Below are 18,824 nucleotides of genomic sequence, written 5' to 3'. Positions count from 1 at the left end.
CGAGGATTTCACCCTTCACATCGACGGTGATCTTCTTCGAAAGATCGCCCGCGGCTACCGCCGTCGTCACGTCCGCGATGTTGCGCACCTGCGCAGTCAGGTTGCTGCCCATCGAATTGACCGAGTCGGTCAAATCCTTCCACGTCCCCGCCACTCCTTGCACGTTGGCCTGACCGCCGAGCTTGCCTTCCGTGCCGACCTCTCGCGCGACACGTGTCACTTCCGAGGCGAACGAGCGCAACTGGTCGACCATCGTGTTGATCGTGTTCTTGAGTTCGAGGATTTCGCCCTTGACGTCCACCGTAATCTTCTTCGAGAGGTCACCCGCAGCGACAGCGGTGGTCACCTCGGCAATGTTACGCACCTGCGCGGTCAGATTGCCGCCCATTGAATTCACCGAATCGGTGAGGTCCTTCCACGTTCCGGCTACGCCCTGCACATCGGCCTGACCACCCAGCTTGCCTTCCGTCCCGACTTCGCGCGCGACGCGTGTCACTTCCGACGCGAACGAGCTCAACTGGTCAACCATCGTATTGATGGTGTTCTTCAGTTCAAGGATTTCGCCTTTCACGTCGACCGTGATCTTCTTCGAGAGATCGCCGGCGGCCACGGCGGTAGTCACGTCCGCGATGTTGCGCACCTGAGCAGTCAGGTTACTGCCCATCGAGTTGACGGAGTCAGTCAGGTCCTTCCACGTTCCGGCGACACCTTTCACGTCGGCCTGGCCGCCGAGCTTGCCTTCCGTACCGACTTCGCGCGCCACGCGTGTCACTTCCGAAGCAAAGGATCTCAACTGATCGACCATCGTGTTGATGGTGTTCTTCAGTTCGAGGATTTCACCCTTCACATCGACGGTGATTTTCTTCGAAAGGTCGCCGGCCGCCACGGCCGTCGTGACTTCTGCGATATTGCGCACCTGGCTCGTCAGATTGCCCGCCATGAAGTTGACGTTGTCGGTGAGGTCCTTCCACGTTCCCGCGACGCCCTTGACATCCGCTTGGCCGCCGAGCTTGCCTTCGGTGCCCACCTCGCGCGCCACCCGCGTCACCTCGGAGGCGAACGAGCGCAACTGATCGACCATCGTGTTGATGGTGTTTTTCAACTCAAGAATTTCGCCCTTGACGTCGACGGTGATTTTCTTGGACAAGTCGCCCGCCGCGACCGCCTTGGTCACTTCCGCGATGTTTCGCACCTGGCTCGTCAGGTTTCCGGCCATTGAGTTCACGGAATCGGTCAGGTCTTTCCATGTGCCGGCGACGCCCTGCACGTCCGCCTGACCGCCGAGTTCGCCTTCGGTGCCGACCTCGCGCGCGACGCGCGTGACCTCCGCCGCAAACGTGCCGAGCTGCTCCACCATTCGGTTAATGATCTTCGCCGTGCGCAGGAATTCGCCTTCGAGCGCCCGTCCGTCCGCTTCGAGCGCCATGCTCTTGCTGAGATCGCCCTGCGCCACCGCGCCGATGACGCGTGCCACTTCGCTGGTTGGGTGGACCAGATCGACGATCAGCGAATTGACCGCGTCGATCGAGCGCCGCCAGAAACCGCGGGGATCGGGCAATGTGGCACGCTCGTGAATGCGACCTTCCTTTCCGACGGCCCGGCTGAGTCGCGCGAGCTCGTCAGACATGCGGATATTCTGATCGAGGACATCGTTGAAGACGTCCGCGAGCTTGCCATGCAGACCATGCCAGTCGGCGGGAAGCGCGGCGGCCTCTCCCTTTCTCAGAGCGACGAGCGAGCTGTAGATTTCCCGGGTACACGCGCTTGCACTATCAGTTTCTGCTATCAATGCGTTGAACTGACGGGCCTGTTGCAGCCAGAAGCCGCTCCGCCCTTCTTCTTCGACCCTCGGCACACTGCCGCCTGCGCGTGCTGTCGTATTCCCGGCGGCACGTCCGAACGCGAGCGCCTGATGCATGCATTGGTCAGCCAGCATGTTCAGTTGCGCTGCGAGCTGTCCTTTGCTGCCGGTCCAGTCGGCTGGCAACTCCGGTACAGCCTCTCCTTCCCGCAAGGCAGTGACGACCCGCACCATCAATTGGATCTCACTGTCGGTGAGCGTATCTTTTTCTTCCGATATGGCGTTCATTCGAATCCCCGGCCGGGAGTGTTCGTCAAGCGGTGTGGCGGCCGCCATCATGCGTGTGGATTCGGGTTTGCGTGACATCGCGATACGGTCCCGAACACCTGAGGGAGCATAAGCACAGGCTCAAGAACGACCCCTTCTAGGCGCGCGCGATCATATACCAATTAGATTAAGCGATGCTTAGAGCAAACCCGAATCCGATTGGTTAACCAATTCGTAGCGTCGAAACACGGAAAAAGCGACAGCTTTTCGCAGTTTTATTTCTGGTAGTTCCGAGAAGTCCCGCTACTGCGCGTCGGCGTACCCTTGCCTAGACTTCTGCCGTTGCGCCCAAACACGCGAGAGCGCTTCCGGCGATTCTCGGCAACGCCCGGACGGGCGACTCCGCGACAAAGAGAGAACCATTGGGTTGAAACCAACGGCCGCCTGTCACGGCCAAACCTGGTGGCGTAGCCCCGTTCATGATGAGCTTTTCCGGGGCTGCGCCGAGCGACAGCATCGCAGTTGCTGAACCCTAGTGAGGGTTCGCGCGGGCGCGGAATCGCATCTCGTGGCTGCGTGACGTTGACCCGTTTTGACGGACAGATTCGTAGTCAGCCATTCGAAACTGCTCGGTCTGTCGTTTCTTGTCGTCTCTGGTCATGCGTCGACGTCGTGTTCACTCTCCTCGGAATTTGCGCGTAGCCACGTCCACGCCTCGAGCGCCCACGCGGGTATGCGGCATATCAGTTCGAATTGATACTCGAAGGGTGATGTCGCGATGTCATCGAAAGCAGCCAAAACTAGGCCGAATTGCACCTCTCTCATGTGGCGATCGTGCTCATTCACGACGGTGCTCAGCGACTCGACGATCGCCGCGCTGGAGTGCCATTCGCCCGTTGCCTTGCCAGCATCGAGGATTGCGAGCACGGCTCTTCGACTCAAAATCCGGCTCGGCATCTACCTGGACAAATTGGGAGCGCACTGGGTGGGACGATAGACCGGTGCGTTCGCCGGCGCTCTTCTGATCTGCGTCGGATTCTATGAGATAGTCTTTTGAAGTCCTCTATAACCGCAGGCTGGTAGCCTCCGAAAGCAAATGGCGCAGCGGAACAAGCGGGTGACCGCGGTACTCGACTACATATCCCGTGGCGCCGCAAAGCAATGCACGAGATGAGTTATATCTCGCCAAATCTTTCCTGAAGGGGGAGTTTTGGTCTGACTTCTAATACGCTTTCCCTTGCTTGATTGCATGAAGCCGAATTTAAGCGGCGCGGCATCAGAAATCTCATTCCTTCGTCGGGAAAACGTGATGGGAGCCGGCGTCGTCCGACGCGCAGCCGTCCGACGCACGAAGCAGATCGTGCCGGTCCATCCAGTCGTACGACTCGGTTTGATGCGCCCACGCCCAGTTCGCTCCGTGAGCGCGCTCGCCTGACTTCCACCTCCAACGACGGTCCTGCCCCGCAGCAACTTCAGCCTGCTCGTTAGTACCGTCCTGCTCGCCGGCACCGAGAAAATCCATCGCGTCGTTTCTCATTTGCTTCCTTCCAAAATGCCTACTCGAGACGGCTACGGGGTCGATACTCGAGCTGGCGTCGTCTCTCTTCAGGTCTCCGACATTGCCTTTGAAACCCGTGTGTCGAACATTAAGCCATCTGGGGAGTTCATCAATAGAGGCACGGGAAACTGACCATTGTGGGACTGAGAACAATCGCCCCAACGCGCCGCGATATCGACGGTGCGGCAAATCGCGCGGCCATGGCCGCCTCTAGGATACTGTTATCAAGACTGGGAATATTCTGTGGAAGTCGAGATCGGCTCCCGCTCCTCGATCCCGCTATTCAGCGCCGCCAGCTTGGTCCGCAGGACGTGCAAAGCGCCTCTACCAAGAAGCAGAGCCACGGGCGCGTCATCTTGTTTGGTTTTGTCGCGAGACGAGTGTAGGGTGAGGAACGCCTAATATGGCGCAAGCTGCGTTGCCGTTGGCAGTCAGCTTAAGCGCACCTCGCACGTCGTTTAGCTTGCGCCGGCAGAGGACGATCGAAATGTACTTTGCTCGGCGCACTCAGCCGTTTCTCGAAAAGGCGTAATCTGCAGCGACGTGCACTGCTCCATGCTCATCCTCACGGCGAACCACTCGCTTGACCGTACCGACGATGCAAGGGTGCATATATCGGGAGGCCCGTGAAGATTGGAAGCGCCGTCTGGCTCGGGCGGTAGCGCGCATGTGATGCCGGGCGTTGAGATTGGCGATGGCGCCGTCGTTGGGTCGGGCAGCGTTGTCACTCGCAGTTTGCCGGCCAACATCCTGGCGGCACGGGCGCCCTTGCAAGCAATTCGGGGAATCACAGAGAAGGACAAGCTCCGTTTCGAGGTCCGGCTATAAACGGGCAACTGGCGTTGAGATCAACCCTCTCATTCTCAGAGTCGAGCACAGCGCCGCGTCGATGACGCGCATGGTGTTGTCATGCCGAACACGGGCATCTCGCCTCCACAACCGCGGTTCTGGTTTTAGTCACGACCCCGGGCGCGCCAGCCAGTCGATGGCAATAGGAAGCCGTGCGCAGCATGATTTCGGCCTTACGACGTGATGGGCGGGAACACGCAGGCGCAAGGTCATACTTCTACGAGACGTCGCGTGAAACTGTGGGCCCGGAAGCCGGCCGGCAGCGTATCCATTTCCGCCGTCGAGTTGCAAGTTCTGAAATTACTGCCTGGATAGCCTCTTATGGCTTTGGAGCTCGACATAAAAGGAATCGCTCTTATGTATGTGCGTAGTTAGCAGACAAGTGAGACGCCCAGCCACGCGTTTCCCTGAAACAAACCGATTTTCGGCGCCGCACCCACTATGCCGACACTGTGCGTATAATGTGCCCATTGCATGCTCGTCGGAGCCAAGAGATGAGTCCAGACACCTTTGCTGACGTGTTGGAATCTGCCCGAGAAGCGGGAACCTCCCGACTTTCGGCGGTGAACCTCGCTAACGTGCTCGGGTTGCAGCAGCAGGATCTGGCCGCCATTGCCGGCGTGCACCGGAACACACTGCGCACCCATCCCGAGTCGCCGAGGCTCCAGAGCGCCCTGCGTGACCTGATGCGAGTTGTGTCGGCGGCTGTCGCGCTTCAACCGGACCTTGAACGCGCGCTGTTCTTCATCAAGAACCATCCAATCCCGGCGTTTCGTCATAAGACGATCCTCCAGTTGGTGCAGGATGGCCGAACCGAGGATGCGATCGACTACCTAGAATCTATCAGCGCAGGTTTCGTTGGATGATCCTCACCGATCTGCCGAAGGGAACCACACTCTATCGCGCCCACACTCCGCGCTGGGCCGCCCGCCCCATGAGCGGCGCGGGCGCCGCGCTGAAGGGTGGACGCTTCAACCGCGAAGGGGTCGAGGCGCTGTACCTGTCGCTGGAAGTACTGACAGCGCTGCGCGATACCAGCAGACCTCCGCTTTCCTTCCGCCGTGCACCATCTGCTCGTACGTGGCCGATCTTAGTGACCTGGTGGACCTGCGGCAGCTCGACAGAGGGAATTGGGATGAGCTTTGGCGCGATTGGCGCGAGGACTGGCGCTACTGGAAGTTCGAGCAACATGTCGAGCCGCCGACTTGGGTGCTGAGCGACCTAGTCCGGGACGTTGGCTACACCGGAATCGTTTTTCCGAGTCAAGCGCACGCCGGGGGCACCACCGTGGTGGTGTTCATCGATCGACTAGCTAACGGCAATTCAATTGAGGTGAACGACCCCAACGAGCATCTTCCCAGGAACCAGTTGAGCTGGCCACGGTAGTCGGCGTTGTATGCGCTGCGCGGTGGGAGTAGCCGCCGGCCCTGGCCGAGGTGCATTCCTTAGACGGCATTCAACGGGTCCGTCGGCTCAGATAGCCGGCGTCTGCTCGATTACAGGTTCGATCTTCTGGTGCCGGTCGGAGTAATTTCGCCTGCGATAGGGGTTGAGCAGACCGTCACTGATTACGTGAAAGTCGCGCCTGGACGGGACTCAGATGCACCGCCCCTGGTTTTACCCATTAAACGCATTGGTGATAATACGAATTATCACCATTGAGCGGGGCAGGAAGGGGACTTTCACCGGTTCACGGCGCTCCGATCCGACCGTTCCTAGGCTCGCGGCGTCTCGTCGCCCCCAGCCTTGACTTCCGGACGCATCGGATAGCCTTTGACGTTGGGGCGACTGTCGTGAGAAAGGGACTAAAAACCGACCTGCGGATGCCGTTATGCACCAGTAGGGTCGGCACCAGGCCCCCGCCCAGCGGTAACGTTGCCGGCAACGGGGCATTTTTTCGACGAAGTCAAATGACGCAACAAACGCAAGAAACGACGGCCGCATATATGAATCGAGCGAGCGTGTTCGCCCACATGAAGAGGCGCGCGGTCGAAGAGATTATCAAGTCAAGAGGCGGCACCGAGATGTCTCACGTCGCCGTGCAGCGCAAAGCGGCGACGTTCCTTGGCAAATTCGCGGAAGAGATGAACGTCCGCGCGGCCGAGCAAGGCAGCTCGTCAATATGTTTGAGCGGTTCGGTGAGTTCGAGATGCGCGCCGAGCTTGAGAGCCTGTTCGGTATCGCCGACCTGGAGATGCTGGCCACCGAGACCGACGAAGCGCAAAGCAGCCATTCAGATGAAGCAAGCCGATATGGACCTCACAGGCGCAGCGATTAAAACGCGCTTGCAAACTCAGCCGCGCACATTGAAATCAATTCGGAAAAGTTATGACGATTGACGACAATACGATCATCTACGTCAACCTGCAGATTGACGTGTACGGCGGATGCGTCGAGCTTCTGAGCAAGGAAGTCACGGGGGCTGACGCGCTCCGAATGTTCGCTGAGGCGAGCAGTGACCCTCGACAGATGAAAGAGGACGTCGCGACGTTGCTCGCGACCGAGACTCAGGGCGATGTCTTGCTGTTGGGCTACTCGGCTCCCGGCCTTCGGGGCCCTAATGGGACGGTCGCGTTCGCAAGGGAGCATGCCATCGATGCCGCCGAGAAGTATTTCGGCTTCTCGCCCGTTGAAGTTCGCGCAGCGCTTCAGCCCGCTAACGTCACAGCGTTGATCGACGAGCGCGAACGCGGCATGGCGCGACTGCAAGATGAATATCCGGAGCTCGCCGAGTTCTACGAGGCGTTCGTGGAAGCCATGGACGACATAAAGGAAAACCCGCCGGACGAAATGAAGCGGGAGATGGCGCTGACCCGTGGCCCGCTGCACTAGAAGGTCCGCTGCGAGCCTGCGCTGTCGTCGTCAACAAAAGCCATTGTGGGCATAGAAAAACCGTGTTCAAAAAGCCGCCAGTCAATGTGTTCGCCTTCGGCGAGACTTTAGTGCAGTGCAAAGAGGAAATAGTTAGACGTTTGGTCGACTAGGCCCAGTGTGAGGGGTCCAGCGTCGCCATGGCCGAGCGAAAAGCGGCATCCTTTTTCTACGCATTTGCCGAACTTAACTGGGGCGTGTCGAAGCCTAAGACCGCCCAATACGTGCGCGTCTATCAGCGCTTTTTCCAATCACGATACCGAGCCGAGCTGGAAGCGCTGTTCGGAGTGGGCGAACTTTCTGTTCTCGCGGCCTACTCGGACGACGAACTGAGGGAGATCGTGTCGGCGAAGGCGGTAAACCCCAGCCTTACTCGCGATGGAATCAAGCGACTACTGAAGATCCGTCAAGCAGCTTGAGCGCTCACTTCAATACCGATATCGATAAAGGGGCGATCAACCACTAGCGCTTCCTGCACGGGGTCACGCAAGGCTCTGGCCAAAAGCGTTGCCCTCACTCCGTCCGAGAAAAATGCGATGCGATCGTCGAGGCCTCGCCGACAACACCCGACGAAGAGGAATATGATCCGCATTTGATAGAGCAACGGCAGCTAGCAGGATGAACGAGTACACGATCACTGATATTGAGAACGCCATCAACTACTGGCGATCGCGGCAGGCGGCGACGGATGACTTTGCTGTCTGCCCGAGAGCACGGGTGTTGTTGGGCGCAAAGTAATAATGAGCCACTCCGCGCGAAGTAAAACTGAGCCACCTTTCAGTACAGTCGGTCTTTTGCGCGCAGAGGCCGGCGATGCTCCAGAAGGAACAGTGGATGCAAATCCATGTGCTCAAAGCTCAGGGCTTATCCGAACGCGAGATCGCGCGTCGCCTGGGCATTTCACGCAACACGGTGACGCGGTATTTGTCGGCACAAGAGGTGCCGCGCTATAAGCAGCGAGCCCCCCGGGCTACCAAGCTTGATGCGTTCGAGACGTATGTCGTTGAGCGCATGCGAGCCGCCGCGCCTGAGACGATCGCAGCGCCTGCCCTGCTTCGAGAGTTACGTGCGCTGGGCTACGACGGGCAGTTGCGCAGTCTTCAGGCGCTGATGAAGCTTCACAAGACGGTGGCGAAGCCCGACCCTGTCGTGCGGTTCGAGACCGATCCGGGGCGCCAGATGCAATGCGACTTCGTTGTGTTCCGCCGAGGCGCGCAGCCTCTCTACGCCTTCACGGCGACGCTCGGGTTCAGCCGCTGGCGTTGGGCGCGTTTCACCACGAATGAGAGGGCCGCGACCCTGGTCGCGTGTCACCACGCGTTGTTCGATGCGTTGGGCGGTGTGCCGCGCGAGATCCTGTACGACAACGCCAAGACCATCGTGGTTCAGCGTGATGCCTACGGCGCGGGTCAGCATCGGTGGCACGCTGGACTTCTCGACTTGGCCAGGCGGTACAACTTCATGCCCAGGTTGTGCCAACCGCATCGACCTAGAACGAAGGGCAAGATTGAACGATTCCACCGATATCTGCGAGGCAACTTCTATGTGCCGCTAACGAGTCAGCTCAAGCAGTCGGGGCTTATGCTCGACGTCGACACCGCCAACGCAGAACTTGGCAAATGGCTGCGAGACGTCGCCAACCAGCGCGTTCATCCGGTGACAGGCTTTGCGCCCGCAGTTTGGCTGGAGCAGAGCGAGCGTCCGTACCTGCAGGACTTGCCTGGCTTTAGCGGAGTGCAGAGGGTTGCGCTTCCCGTTGCGCGAGCCCAGGTTGATTCCTCGATGTCGATACAGCACCCGCTGTCGGTCTATCAGCAACTGCTCACCGAGGTGCGCGCATGAACTTGCAACAAGAACGCATCGACGCCCATTGCCACAGCCTGAAGCTTGAGGGGCTGATGAACCGATACCTCGCACTCGCCGGCGACGCGTCGACCAAGGAATGGAGCTTCCTCGACTTCCTCGAGAACGCGCTGGCGCACGAACGTGAGACGAGACAGGTTCGGTCACGGCAAACGCTGGTGCGCATGGCAGGGTTCCCGGCCATCAAGACGCTCGACGACTACGACTACAGTTTTGCGGTCGGAGCGCCGCGCAAGGCCATCGACGAACTCGCCACGCTGCGCTTTATCGAGCGGGGCGAGAACGCCGTGCTGCTCGGCCCATCTGGCGTGGGCAAGACCCACCTGGCAATCGCCATCGGGTACGCAGCAACGCAAGCCGGCATCAAGACGAAGTTCATCACGGCGGCCGATCTGATGTTGCAGCTCGAGGCCGCGCGCAGGCAAGAACGTTATGACGCTGTTCTTCGCCACAACATCCTCGGCCCACGGTTGCTCATCGTCGACGAAATCGGCTACCTGCCGCTCTCGGGTGATCAGGCCAGTCACTTCTTCCAGATCGTCGCGAAGCGCTACGAGCGAGGTTCGATGATCCTGACCAGCAATCTGCCGTTCACGCAGTGGGACGAGACGTTCGGCGGCAACGCCACGCTCACCGCCGCAATGCTCGACCGCATCCTCCACCACGCCCACATCATCCAGATCAAAGGAGACAGCTACCGACTGAAACAACAACGCAAGGCCGGCTACGTTCCGGCATCGAAGAAGTAACGATTGGCTCAGATTTACTTTGCGCGCTCATGCGCGAAGTGGCTCAGATTTCGAATGCGTTTGACAGTGTTGGCGGACGTCTACGGAACGATGATATTCCATCGACGAGAGCGCGTCGAAGCGAGAAAGTTGACGGCGGAACAGAACGAGGCGATAGGTCTTGCGCTCGCCCAGAAGGAACTTTTTTGATTCCGACGAGAGGGGACAAACGTGTCGAACGCCGCTAGCGCCCTGATATGGATCGACGCTGTGGCCGGCGGTGGCCGCGTCGAGATCTATTCGCGAGAGGTATCGAAGGCGGATGCGCTGCGCATGTTTGCATCAGCCAGCAGCGACACGCGAGCGTTCGAAGAAGACCTCACCGACTGGGTTGCAACGGAGATAATCGGCGACGTTCTGTACGCGGGCTATTTCTGCCCCAAGAGCAAAGGCTTAGACGAGGAAAAGCAAGTGTCTTTCGCGCTTGTACATGCGTGCGAGGCGATCAGCAAGCATTTCGGCATTGACGCGATGGCTTTTCGGATCGACCCCTCGTCCATAGCGTTCACCGAAACCCGCCGTGGCATTAACGCGACCGCGACGGTCGTGTCTGATGAAGGAATCAGAATCGGCGAAGTCGACGATATTGCAGAGAGAATCGTCGCAGATGTCACGTTCGTATCGGCGGCCGCCCGTTCGGCGTTCGTTGGAGAGGCGCGGCGTGTAAATCCCGTGGTCTTCGGTCGAACCGACCACAACGACGATATTTATGCCTCGGAGTACGCGCGAGCGCTTCTCGCGACAGCGGAACAAGTCATGTTGACTCGCATCTGACGGGTCAAACGCAGCCACTACGTCGACACAGTCAAATGTATGTGGGCGTGCTTTCGCCGATGCTCAGCCTGCCGTCGTTTGCAGTAGCTCGCGCGCCAAGCCAAATCATCGACTACCAACAAGCGCGTATCAGCATATGCCATCGGTGAAAACCCTTTCCTTTTCCTTTTGTTCGAGTACTGCCGACCTTCAAGCCGCGCCGTGCACGATCACGCCATGGGCAGGCAAGCGGAGGTATTGTGCGACGACCCAATGCAGTGGCCGCTCGTCGTAACAGCGCTTCTCAGCGTACTGCAGGATCGCGTCAAGCTGCCGTCCGGAGCAGCCGAAAACTTCGCGGCTCGATGATCTGCTGTCTTTGTGTGTCTTCATGTCCCGGTGCCGGTGGTTACTCGGTCAGTGTTTGGCTTGCCGGGGCGCGCGCTTAAAAGGCATCCCCAGGCAGCAATGCAGTCACGGATGAGCCGTCCGATCCGACGCTTTCCGGGCGCCATCCGATCGGAGGAATTTGTCCAGTTCGACGCAGGCCTTGATGACGGACTCAACCGCCTCTTGCGAGGCGCGGTCTTTCGATCCCAGCCAAGCGACGCCGGAGCTGATGGAGTTGCTTGACCATGTCATGCATTTCGTAGCGGACTAGGCGCTCCGCGTCTGAGCGGTCTTTGAAAGGCAGCGCTTCCGCAGTGGCCGCTTCCGCCGTCAGCGGCTCACTAGTTAACGGCATGGCAACCACGCCCCAGGCTAAAACGTCGACCAATCGCCATCGTCCCCCGCGTGAACGGGTTGGGCGGCAGCGGGCGCTGGCTTCGCCACTTTTGTCACCGTCGGCGCTTTCTTGGCGGTCGACGGGCGCGCCATCTGCGGCGTGCGCTTGATTGTCGATGCGACAGAGAGCGTTTGGGCAGTGCGGAAGACGGCGACGGCCGCGGACAGTTGCTTGGCTTGATCCTCCATCGACCCCGCTGCTGCCGCTGCTTCTTCAACGAGCGCAGCATTCTGCTGGGTCACCTCGTCCATCTGCGAAATCGCTTGATTCACTTGCTCGATGCCGCGGCTTTGCTCGTTAGACGCCGAGGCAATCTCGCCCATGATGTCGGTGACGCGCTGGATGGCGGTGCCAACGCGCTGCATGGTCTCCCCTGCCCGCGCGACGAGTTCCGTCCCCGCTTGCACTCGGTTGCCGGAGGTTTCAATCAAATCTTTGATCTCTTTTGCAGCGGCTGATGAGCGCTGTGCGAGGCTGCGGACTTCGCTCGCGACTACCGCGAAGCCGCGGCCCTGCTCGCCTGCGCGCGCTGCTTCGACCGCCGCGTTGAGCGCCAAGATGTTGGTCTGGAAGGCGATGCCTTCGATCATGGCGATGATCTCAGCGATCTTCGTGGAGCTTTCCTCGATGCCCGCCATGGTGTCTACGACCTGACCGACGATGGCACTGCCCTCGTTGGCGACGACGTTGGCGTTGTCCGCAAGGCCACTCGCCTGCTTGGCGTTCTCAGAGTTCTGCTTGACCGTGGAGGTAAGCTCTTCCATGCTCGCGGCCGTTTCCTGAAGCGAAGCCGCTTGCTCCTCGGTACGAGATGACAGGTCCGTATTGCCAGCAGCGATCTGTTTGCTGGCGCTGGCAATCGCCTCACTGCTCAGGCGGACAGTCCCCACCGTGGCGGCCAATTCTTCTTTCATCGCGGCGACGCCGGCAAGCAGTTGCCCCATCTCGTCGCGCGTCCTAATCGACACCTCGTGCGTGAGGTCGCCGTTAGAAATGTGCTCGAAGTGCTTCAGGGCCTCGGTAAGTGGCGTCATGATTGCCCGGCGCAGCAAGAACCAGCCAAGCGCTGCGGTAGCGAGACCCACGAGCAATGCCAACACTCCAAGGGTGCGCAGCGTCGAGACGCGGGCGTCGCTCTCGGCCGTCTGACGCTTCGCATCAGCAATTTGGAAGTCCTGCAGCTTTCCGAAGGCCTCAATACACTGGGTGTACGACGTCGGCATATCGTGGAACGCGATGCGGCTTATCGCTTCTTTGTCGCCCGCTTCGATCGCTGCGCTGAACCTGTTGATGGCTTGTCGCATATCGGCGCGAGCGTCCGCAACGTTCTTCGCCAATGCATTCTCGTCGGCTTCGCGCGGAAGAGAGTCATATTTGCTGTACCACTCGTCTGATTGGCGCATGAATCCATTGGCGCGTGCGACCAGTCCGCCAGCGTCTTTGTCCGCCGGATTTATCGCATAGCGGTCGAGCGCAAGCCGCGCCCGCGCGATGTAATTGTTCGATATGCCCAGAGCGTTGACCGCTGGCAGCGAATTGTCAGCGATGTCTTTGGCCGATGAATAAGTAGTAGTGATGCCGTACAACCCGAAGCCGACTGAGAGCGCCAGCAGAAAACCGAGGAAAGCCATGGTGAGCGCAAGCCGCGCCCGAATCGTGAGGTTCTTCATTGTTCTTAGTTCTAGCGCTCGACAGTAAGGCAATACGATCGCGCCGTCGCGGGTGCCTGCCGCTTCTCGAATAGAAGACGATCAATGTTTATCGGCAGTGCATCGCGCACAGTTCAGCAAGAAGTCTTCAACTTCGCATGGTCCCGGAATGAAATCGGTAACGATGCCCGCATGCGCCAACATCTTCGTTTGGCCGCGCTAGGCTGCTGCTCGATCCTGCAAAGGCTCCCTCCCGTGTTCAGTTTTTTTCCAACGTGCCGTTGTCCGCAGTAGCAGCGTCCGTCGATATGGGCGGCGCTAAGGCAACCCGAACGGCACTTGAATAAATGAACAGCGACCAAAGAAAGGCACGCCCGAAGCGGGCGCAAAAGAATTCCTCATCTTCAGTCTGGGCCAAGCGCAGTACGGCATCGACATCCTGAAGGTTCAGGAACTCCGTGGATACGACGCGGTGACGCGCGTGGCCAACGCCCCGGTGTTCATGAAGGGCGTCATCAACCTGCGCGGCGTCATCGTGCCGATTGCCGATATGCGCCTGAAGTTCGAGTTGGAGAGCGCCGTCTGCGACGACCAGACGGTTGTTGTTGTGCTCAACGTGGCAGGACGCGTGGTGGGCATCGTCGTTGACGGCGTATCCGACGTGCAGACGCTCACGCCCGAGCAAATCCGGCCAGCACCGGGCTTCAATTCGACGGTCAATACCGACTACATCACCGGCATCGGGACGATCGACGACCGCATGTTGATTTTGATGGACATTGAGAAGCTCATCACGAGCGAGGAAATGGCGCTGGTCGAGACCGCCATTGCCTGAACACCGCAAGCTAAAAGCCACACCGACAACGAAATGATGCGGGCCGCCTTCTCTAAAGAAAGAAGACGCCCCACCTTGTGCCCCTATGTCCGCTTCGCGCGGGGGGACTTTGCCGCGTTGGGCGTCTTTGCGGTCTTAGTCGAGCGCGCCGGCGTCGCGTTCGTTTATGACTTCGGCTTCTTAATGCCAGCCGTTTTGGTATCAGCAGTGGAGATCAGAAACTTGGTCCTGTCCTTCACCGATGCCAACCATCCCGGAGCTTTGCCGCGGCCGCTCCACTCTGCTCCCGATTTGGGATCCCGGTACTTCGCCGGTTGGGGACCACGAGGGTAGTTCCCGGTGCGCTTGCCCGAGTCGCTATCGCTAGACTCGACTGCCGCAGAGACCAGAAATCTTGCACGATTCTTAGCGTTCGCTATCCACGCCGGCGCTCGGCCTCGTCCGCCCCACGTCGCGCCCGTCTTCTGATCACGATACTTGCCAGTCGCAGCTCGCGGAGCGCCGACAGAGCCCTTTGCTGCGCCGGTGCTGCCTCGATTAGTCAGGTCGTCGATTGTCAGGCCGTACTCTTTCATGAGCGAATGAATTTTTGCGACGGCAGCAATGGCCTGCTTCTTTTGAATCGCGTCTGCTCGAGCCTGCAATTTCTTAATCCTTTCTTCGATGTTTGAGAGGGTCGTCATATTCTGCCCTGGGTTGTCTGATGTCCCGCACTATGCCATATGTTTTTTCTACAAGGCATCGTCGCTGCGGTACCGGTCTTCGGCTGAAAGCCCCGGCGGCATGACATTGCGCCAGATCCAAGTGCAGATGGAACCATCTGCTGTTCTAAAGAACTATCGCGCGCTGCCGACATCGCAAACACGGGTCGGCAGAAGCCGCCTCTTGCTATTGAGAGCCGAAACGAACCTTGGAGGTGTGCGATGTCTCGTGTCTTTCGAATTTTGCGCAACATCGGCAGGCATCTTATGCCGCAGGTTCGACTAGTCCCGGTATCCGGTGAGCAAGCACGGCGACGAGCGGCCGTGCGCGGTATTTGGTTCTAGCAAGTCGGCGACCCATCACCCCGCAGATTACAGCGCTCGTCGAGCAGGCGGCCGCCGCTGCCGGTTCGCTCCGAGATCAAACCGAAACGCTGCGCGCAATGATGGCCGTCTTTAAGACCGACCCTAGCCGCCGTCAGGCGTAGCCGGGGTGACTTGACTACGCGGGGTTATTGGGAAGCTCATAGGCGTTCCAATAGCCCTGCAGTCGAAGCCATAAACCGATGTCTAAAAGAAATCCGACGAAGTCGCAGCGTGCCGTGATGGAGTTGCTCGATCAGGGCTTACCGGTCGAGCAGATCGCAAACAGTCTCGGCAAGAGCGCCTTGGCTGTGAAGAAGCAGCTGAACCGGATTAAACGCCGGGTCCGCGAAGGAAGGATTGACCCCTCTCCTCTGCCGATCGAGCGAGCCGCGAGCGAGCCACGCATCTACCTAGCTGGTTTCGACGTCTTCCGCCGCGACGCGAAGGAACACGGCGAGCATCTCAAACAGCTCTGCCGCGATCGCGGCTTCGTTGGGCTGTATCCGCTCGACGCTAACGTCCCCGCTTCTCTCACACCTCACGACGCTGCGCGCCACATTTATACAGCCAACGTCCAGCTGATCCGTTCGGCCGATATCGTGATGGCGAACCTCGATGACTTTCGGGGCGCCGGCGAGCCTGACAGCGGGACGGCGTTCGAAGTCGGTTTTGCGGTAGCCTTGGCAAGCCCGTGTTCGCATATCGGTCCAGCAACGCGCCGCTGGCGGAGCGCGTATCCGCAGCGGCGACCGAAAGCAACGGCGCTTTTTGTGCGGGCGGCTATCTCATTGAGGACTTTGGCCTGAGCGTCAATCTGATGCTTGCCTGCTCCGCGCGACTCGTTGTCGGCGGACCGGCTGCTTGCCTTGATGCCATCAGGAGCAAGCCGGACGAGGACAGCCCCGGCCTTGCTTGCTCGGGGTTGGCGAAGCGTTAGCTTCGCTGTATGGTTTGGGGTGACCAAATTTCAGTATATCGATTTAAATGCCTGACGATCTTTGGCTTGCTGCCCCCGAAGACGCGTACGCGCAATGGCAACGTGAAGAAGCCACCGGCGCAGACCGCCGCGCCTTTGCCGACCAGTCGATCGTTCAACACCGGTCGATGTTCTCGCGGTTCAACGACTACCTGATCGCCCATCATGCGAGCGTGGCGAGCTATGGGGCCGATCACCTCGATGGTTTTTTCGCCGAGCTTGCGCAGGACTGCTCGCCCGGCACGACCACCCGCCTTCGTTACCTCAAGCTGATCGATCGGTTGACGCGGCACCTGGTCAACATCGAACTGCGGGCCGACAATCCCGCCGCGCAGATGCTAGTCAACGAGAGTTGGCCAGAGGACGAACCAACGCCGATCTATCTGTCATCAGAAGACGATGCGCGCCTACAGGCCGTTTGCGTTGCGACGGAAGGCGCTGCGTTCAAGGAACTGCGGAACACGGCTATCGTTGCGCTCTTTCTGGCCTCCGGAGTGACGGCGGCCGAGTTGAGACAACTGAGGCTCGATGATCTCGATGTAGCCGGCGGCCGCCCCACTGTCTTCGTCGACAAGCACGGGCCTCGCATCGCGCGTCGCGTGCCCATCGATGCCTTCGCGGTCGACGTTTTACGCGACTACCATGACGCGCGGCGACGCATTCAGTGCGCGACGCAATGGTTGTTCATCGCGACCGCTGCAGGAAAACCGATGCAGCCTGACACGATGCTCAAATGCGTGCGTGCAGCCCTTAAGCGGGCCGGATTAACTGCGGCCGACGAAAGTCCGCGCCTGCTCCGAAACACGTACGGCCGTCGGCACATCGTTGCGGGCAAGACCAACGAACAAGTAAGCAGTCTCATGGGCCTTTCCAGCCACCGCACCGCCACCCGCCTTCGCCAAACGGTCGAGGCGGGTTAAGACTTGCTTCGAGTGGCTTTTTGCATTGCGCGACCGCCCTACTAATACCGCCGTCGTCACGACGCATCCATTTGGCTTATTGCACCCTACTCGCCAACGCGTGGGCGGCACACGGAATGCATTGAGTCTTTCGCCAAAGGACTCATATGATGCTGCGTAATAGGCAAAAATCTACCGACGCGGAAACGCATGGTGCAGAGCGCGGACTTGACCGCCTCGAGGGATTCAGCGACGCGGTCTTCGCAATTGCGCTGACGCTGCTGATCGTCGAGATTAAGGTCCCCGGATCTCCAGACGGCCCGCATGGCTACAGCGACCTAACACACGCCATGGCGGAGCAGTGGCGGGAATACCTCGCGCTCCTTCTCTGCTATGTCGTGATCGGTGCCTACTGGCTGCAACACCATTACTTAGGTCGCATTTATGCCAAGAGCGATCACTGGTTTGGCGCGATCAAGCTGCTTTTCCTGCTGGCGATCGTTGTTATTCCTTATCCAATCCGGGTCTGGTGCTTCCACCTCGGCACGGAGTTCGAGCCCGTCGCGTCAGTGACCCTGGTTGCCAGTCTTGCCCTGACCGCCGGCGCGTGGATGGCGGAGTGGTTCTATGCAATGCAAGGCCGCCGGCTGATGGACGAACGGCTCACGCCCGATTTCCTCCAGCAGATGACGCGCCGCTACGGCGTTGCGACGCTGGTCCAGATCGCTGCAGTTCCCGTCGTACTCGCGGCGTCGCGCCTCGGAGTGGCCATTGCACTGCTGTGCGTCGCCTTCTTTCTGCTGCCCCAGCCCACGCCGCGCTACAACCCAAGAGAGGAGCCGAGTGAGGCTGAGAAATTGAAAACGTAAAGGGCGCGCGCTGTCTCAGACCGTGATCCGGATGCAGTCAGATACGCTGCTGAAATGTGTCCGCGCACCTCTACGCCGCGCGGGCTTGTCGGCCGCCGAAGAAAGCCCGCGTGTGCTCCGAAACACGTTCGGGCGTCGGCATTTTATCGGCGGCAAGACCAACGAGCAGGTGAGCAACCTCATGGGCTTGTCCAGCCGTCGCATTGGCAGCCCGCATGCGGCAAACGCTTTGTGGCGGGCATTAAGGCCGCATACGGCCGAGGTCGTGTAAAAACGCGCGGAACTGCCGACCGATGACGTCCAGTTGAGCGCGCAGTTGTTCGCGGCCGAGATGCAGGCAGAGGAAGTGATCGTGTTTTATTGGCAAACAGCGTCGGCACGCGCGTTCACACCCCCGCCAGCTTCATCGCTCGCATCGTCTTTGCGAATCCGAGAATCCTGATGACCCGCTTGAGGTTGTAGGCCAGCACGTGCAAACTCATTTCAGCGGCGACATGGCCAAGTCTGCGCGTCTGGAAGTGTGTCGACCCCATCCAGTGCTTGAGTGTGCCAAACACGTGCTCCACTGTCCGCCGCCGTATCGTCATCGCGTCGAGTTGGCGATCGAGTCTGGACTGCATCGATTCAAGCACCGCTTCATGTTCCCATCGCCGGATACGACGGTAATCAGCGGGCGTGCATTCGCTTTTCATCGGGCATCTTGGGCAAGCGCTACTCCAGTACGTTCGTAGCGCCAACAGGTTGGCGCTTTCGAAGGAGGTGTATCGGTATATCGCCCGTTGACCCGCCGGGCACAGGTACTGGTCGTCCCGTGCAATGTAGATGAAGTCAGCCCGGTCGAATCGTCCGTCAGCCCTGGCGTTCGATGTTTGTGTTTTCGGCACCAGCGCCGCGATTCCCGCGTCGTCGCAGGCCTTGATTTCAGTTGCATTGAAGTATCCGCGGTCGGCCAGCGCCTTGAGTGCCGCGCGTCAAACAAGGTGAGAGCAGCG

At 59.5% G+C, this 18,824-nt stretch carries 16 protein-coding genes and 5 pseudogenes; 15 read left to right on the top strand and 6 right to left on the bottom strand.

Annotated features, from left to right (window positions below):
• From BG57_RS28910 to BG57_RS28900, 3 genes are all read right to left on the bottom strand, one after another.
• Positions 1-1,747, bottom strand: a 1,747-nt coding sequence (locus tag BG57_RS28910; RefSeq protein WP_479389486.1) for a HAMP domain-containing protein, incomplete at its 3' end; no start/stop codon positions are given.
• A gap of 978 nt (positions 1,748-2,725) precedes the next feature.
• Complete coding sequence (locus BG57_RS28905) at positions 2,726-2,995, bottom strand: hypothetical protein (RefSeq protein WP_035970411.1); 270 nt, start codon at positions 2,993-2,995, stop codon at positions 2,726-2,728.
• A 358-nt stretch (positions 2,996-3,353) separates the two neighbouring features.
• Entirely contained in the window at positions 3,354-3,605 is a 252-nt protein-coding gene (locus BG57_RS28900) for a hypothetical protein (RefSeq protein WP_035970410.1), read from the bottom strand.
• Positions 3,606-4,258: 653 nt separating this feature from the next.
• On the opposite strand from BG57_RS28900, the pseudogene BG57_RS34395 reads away from it, so the two are divergent.
• From BG57_RS34395 to BG57_RS28850, 11 genes and pseudogenes are all read left to right on the top strand, one after another.
• Positions 4,259-4,356 (top strand): annotated as a pseudogene (locus BG57_RS34395) (DapH/DapD/GlmU-related protein); the annotation flags it as partial.
• 613 nt (positions 4,357-4,969) lie between these two features.
• Complete coding sequence (locus BG57_RS28890) at positions 4,970-5,341, top strand: antitoxin Xre-like helix-turn-helix domain-containing protein (RefSeq protein WP_035970409.1); 372 nt, start codon at positions 4,970-4,972, stop codon at positions 5,339-5,341.
• Positions 5,338-5,861, top strand: a pseudogene (locus BG57_RS34205) (RES family NAD+ phosphorylase). The gene BG57_RS28890 and the pseudogene BG57_RS34205 overlap by 4 nt, the downstream one beginning before the upstream one ends.
• A 524-nt stretch (positions 5,862-6,385) precedes the next feature.
• Positions 6,386-6,814 carry a hypothetical protein gene (locus BG57_RS32820; protein WP_152562740.1) on the top strand — a complete coding sequence of 143 codons (429 nt, stop codon included), beginning with the start codon at positions 6,386-6,388 and terminating at the stop codon, positions 6,812-6,814.
• Entirely contained in the window at positions 6,804-7,307 is a 504-nt protein-coding gene (locus tag BG57_RS28875; protein WP_035970406.1) for a hypothetical protein, read from the top strand. The genes BG57_RS32820 and BG57_RS28875 overlap by 11 nt, the downstream gene beginning before the upstream one ends.
• Before the next feature lie 179 nt (positions 7,308-7,486).
• Positions 7,487-7,765 carry a hypothetical protein gene (locus BG57_RS28870; RefSeq protein WP_035970405.1) on the top strand — a complete coding sequence of 93 codons (279 nt, stop codon included), beginning with the start codon at positions 7,487-7,489 and terminating at the stop codon, positions 7,763-7,765.
• A 199-nt stretch (positions 7,766-7,964) separates the two neighbouring features.
• Positions 7,965-8,084, top strand: a complete 120-nt coding sequence (locus BG57_RS32085) for a DUF3717 domain-containing protein (protein WP_081851028.1) — start codon at positions 7,965-7,967, stop codon at positions 8,082-8,084.
• Between the two features lie 75 nt (positions 8,085-8,159).
• Positions 8,160-9,188, top strand: a complete 1,029-nt coding sequence (gene istA, locus BG57_RS28860) for an IS21 family transposase (protein ID WP_035970403.1) — start codon at positions 8,160-8,162, stop codon at positions 9,186-9,188.
• The gene (gene istB / locus BG57_RS28855) at positions 9,185-9,958 is read left to right on the top strand and encodes an IS21-like element helper ATPase IstB (protein ID WP_035970402.1); all 774 of its coding nucleotides are present in this window, start codon (positions 9,185-9,187) and stop codon (positions 9,956-9,958) included. The genes istA and istB overlap by 4 nt, the downstream gene beginning before the upstream one ends.
• Before the next feature lie 54 nt (positions 9,959-10,012).
• Positions 10,013-10,147 carry a DUF3717 domain-containing protein gene (locus BG57_RS34195; protein WP_081851027.1) on the top strand — a complete coding sequence of 45 codons (135 nt, stop codon included), beginning with the start codon at positions 10,013-10,015 and terminating at the stop codon, positions 10,145-10,147.
• A gap of 21 nt (positions 10,148-10,168) precedes the next feature.
• A complete protein-coding gene (locus BG57_RS28850; protein WP_035970400.1) occupies positions 10,169-10,771 on the top strand; it encodes a hypothetical protein in 603 nt (200 codons plus the stop codon).
• A gap of 741 nt (positions 10,772-11,512) precedes the next feature.
• Here the strand turns inward: BG57_RS28850 and BG57_RS28845 are convergent.
• Positions 11,513-13,207, bottom strand: coding sequence for a methyl-accepting chemotaxis protein (locus BG57_RS28845; RefSeq protein WP_035970399.1), 1,695 nt, complete (start codon positions 13,205-13,207; stop codon positions 11,513-11,515).
• Positions 13,208-13,562: 355 nt separating this feature from the next.
• Here BG57_RS28845 and BG57_RS28840 point away from each other — a divergent pair.
• Positions 13,563-14,021: pseudogene (locus BG57_RS28840) on the top strand (chemotaxis protein CheW); the annotation flags it as partial.
• Positions 14,022-14,185: 164 nt separating this feature from the next.
• Here BG57_RS28840 and BG57_RS28835 read toward each other — a convergent pair.
• Positions 14,186-14,704, bottom strand: a complete 519-nt coding sequence (locus BG57_RS28835) for an H-NS family nucleoid-associated regulatory protein (protein ID WP_052006074.1) — start codon at positions 14,702-14,704, stop codon at positions 14,186-14,188.
• 623 nt (positions 14,705-15,327) lie between these two features.
• On the opposite strand from BG57_RS28835, the pseudogene BG57_RS28830 reads away from it, so the two are divergent.
• From BG57_RS28830 to BG57_RS28820, 3 genes and pseudogenes are all read left to right on the top strand, one after another.
• Positions 15,328-16,025, top strand: a pseudogene (locus BG57_RS28830) (nucleoside 2-deoxyribosyltransferase).
• Positions 16,026-16,072: 47 nt separating this feature from the next.
• On the top strand, positions 16,073-16,984 hold the full coding sequence (locus tag BG57_RS28825; protein ID WP_035970395.1) for a tyrosine-type recombinase/integrase: 912 nt from the start codon (positions 16,073-16,075) through the stop codon (positions 16,982-16,984).
• Between the two features lie 146 nt (positions 16,985-17,130).
• Positions 17,131-17,832 (top strand): TMEM175 family protein, encoded by a 702-nt coding sequence (locus tag BG57_RS28820; protein WP_035970394.1) that lies wholly within the window; start codon positions 17,131-17,133, stop codon positions 17,830-17,832.
• A gap of 386 nt (positions 17,833-18,218) precedes the next feature.
• Here the strand turns inward: BG57_RS28820 and BG57_RS28815 are convergent.
• Positions 18,219-18,797 (bottom strand): annotated as a pseudogene (locus BG57_RS28815) (transposase); the annotation flags it as partial.
• Positions 18,798-18,824 lie beyond the last annotated feature (27 nt).

Source organism: Caballeronia grimmiae, from assembly GCF_000698555.1.
GTDB lineage: Bacteria > Pseudomonadota > Gammaproteobacteria > Burkholderiales > Burkholderiaceae > Caballeronia > Caballeronia grimmiae.
The sequence above is the reverse complement of the archived record's forward strand: the minus strand, read 5'-3'. Positions and strand labels throughout refer to the sequence as shown.